At 66.3% G+C, this 2,415-nt stretch carries 2 protein-coding genes; both read left to right on the top strand.

The features are described from left to right. The coding region (gene bfr, locus ACTHJJ_RS15500) for a bacterioferritin (RefSeq protein ID WP_440303842.1) at nt 1–544 on the top strand (544 nt) is incomplete at its 5' end. A 293-nt stretch (nt 545–837) separates the two neighbouring features. After that, nucleotides 838–2,415: hypothetical protein (locus tag ACTHJJ_RS15495; protein WP_440303841.1), on the top strand; the 1,578-nt coding region annotated here is incomplete at its 3' end.

Here is a 2,415-nt window from a genome sequence, read left to right as displayed (position 1 = left end):
GTCATCTGCGACCATGACGAGCAGCGCCGGTCGACGTCGCTGGAGGTGGATGGTGCAGCCAGTTAACCCACGGATCACCGAGTTGCTCAACGACGCGCTGACGTTCGAGCTGACGGTGACGAACACGTATTTCCTCCACGCCCGCATGCTCGAAAACTGGGGGTTCGCCGCGCTCGGGAAGGTCTTCTATGACCTTTCGATCGACGAGATGCGAGACGCCGACGACCTGATCCAGCGGATCCTCCTCTTCGACGGCCACCCCAACCTGCAGCGGCTCGGCGCGATCCAGATCGGGGAGGACCCCGAGGAGATGCTCCGGCTGGGTCTGCAGAGCGAGCGTGAGGCCGTCCTCCAGTTCAACGCCTCCAGCCGCGAGTGCTGGGAGCTCGGGGACCACGGCACCGCCGACGTCTTCGCCGAGATGGTGCGCGACGAGGAGAAGCACGTGGACTGGTTCGAGAGCCAGCTCGACGCCCTCGACCGGGTCGGGGCCGCCGGCTACCTGGCGCAGCAGATCGTTGCCGGCCAGGGTCCTTCTTCCTAGGCGCCTCCCGCCCCGATGCGCTTCGCCAGGAATGCGCTCGCCCTAACGCTCGACGGGCGCCCCGGCGGATCTGTTGCCGTTTTGGCACGCGCTGCACTGATTTCTCGGTGAAGGCAGAAGCCCGCGCTTTGGACATTCCTTCGCAATCCGGTTCCGTGGTTCCGGGGACAAATGCGCCATGTGCGCCATAGCCTGACCGCGCGATCTGTCGGATTAGGGGAGGGCTCGACATGGTGCGGACGACGTCGCCTGTGCGCGTCTGGTTGAGGATGTTGCTCGCAGTTTCCTTGGTGGTGGCGGTACTGCCCAGCCTGGGGAGCAGGGCACAGGCTGCCGTGCTCGCGCCGAGCGGCCTCACGCCGGCGTTCGGTGCGCAGGTGCCCGGCACGCCGGTGCTCGGCTGGGCCCGGGTGAGCGGCGCGACACGCTATGACGTCGAGATCTCCAGTCAGCCGTCGTTCACCCCGACGCTTTTCTCCAAGTCCACGACGAACCAGCAGATCGTGCCCACCAGCGTCCTGCCGGCTGGTCCGGTCTACTGGCGGGTGCGGGCCGTCGACGCCTCGGGGGCGGGTGCGTGGGCGTCCTCACAGGTGGCCGTGAGCACTACCCTTCCGCCGGTGCTACTCGGGCCGGCCAACACGACCGACGACCTGCTTGAGCAGCCGGGCGAGCCACCGTTGCTCTCGTGGCGACCGGTGCCCGGCGCCGCGGCGTACCAGATCGAGGTGGACACGGAGACCGACTTCATCGGCGCCTCCTCCTACAGCACGAAGTCGACCTCATTCGTCGTGCCGGACCCGAAGGCTGACGGCCAATACTTCTGGCGGGTCCGCGCCCAGCTCAGCAACGGGCTGTACACCGACTTCTCTGCGCCGTGGACCTACAAGATCGGACCGCTGTCCCAGGTGACCCAGCGGGCGCCTGTGGCTGACACCAAGGTGACGGACGTCGTGCTGGAGTGGGACCCCGTCAAGGGTGCCAAAACCTATGAGTTGCAGGTCAGCTCGGACCAGGACTTCAACACGATCATCGACAGCAAGGTCAACATCAAGAGCACCCGCTACTCGCCAGCGACGACCTACCTCAACGACCAGTACTACTGGCGCGTGCGGGCGCTCAACAACCAGGGCGAGACCTTCGAGTGGGTCAACGTCGAGGGCAAGAAGATGTTCCAGCGGCACTGGCCGACGCCGCCCAGACTGGAATACCCGGCGAGCGCACTCTCCCCTGTCGTGGGTGACGACCTCTACTTCCAGTGGACCCCCGTCGACCACGCGACCCGATACCAGCTCGACATCGGCACCGACGGGAACTTCTCGCCGACCACGTTCAACACCTGCTACACCGCCGGCACGACCTTCACGCCCGGTGCCTTCCGTCCGTGGGGATTCGACCCCTGCATGCCGAGCCAAGGAGGGGTGTACTACTGGCGGGTCCGCGGGCTGGACGAGCCATCCAACACCCAGGGCATCTACTCGGAGATTCGCAGGTTCATCTATGACTCCGGGCAGGTCACGCAGACCGCACCCGCGGCTGATGCGACCGTCGATGTGCCGGTCCTCGAGTGGGGGGCGGCCCGGGACGCGGAGCAGTACCGGGTGCTACTCAAGGACTCCACCGGCAAGGTGGTGGCTGACACCAAGACGTACTCGCTGGCGTGGACGCCCACCTCGACGGCGCTGGATGCGACCAAGAGCCCGTTCACGTGGACTGTGCAGGCGGTGGACGGCGACGGTAAGCTCTCCCCACAAGACGGTGGGCGCCGGTTCTGGTTGAGCGGCATGTCTCCAGCGGCCACGGATCAGTCGCTCGCCCCTATCGGTGAAGCGACCACTACGTCGCGCTTCCCGGTCCTGCGCTGGCAACCT

This window comes from Intrasporangium sp., from assembly GCF_051961875.1.
In the GTDB taxonomy this organism is placed as follows: domain Bacteria; phylum Actinomycetota; class Actinomycetes; order Actinomycetales; family Dermatophilaceae; genus Intrasporangium_A.
This window is presented reverse-complemented; position numbering and strand designations above follow the sequence as displayed.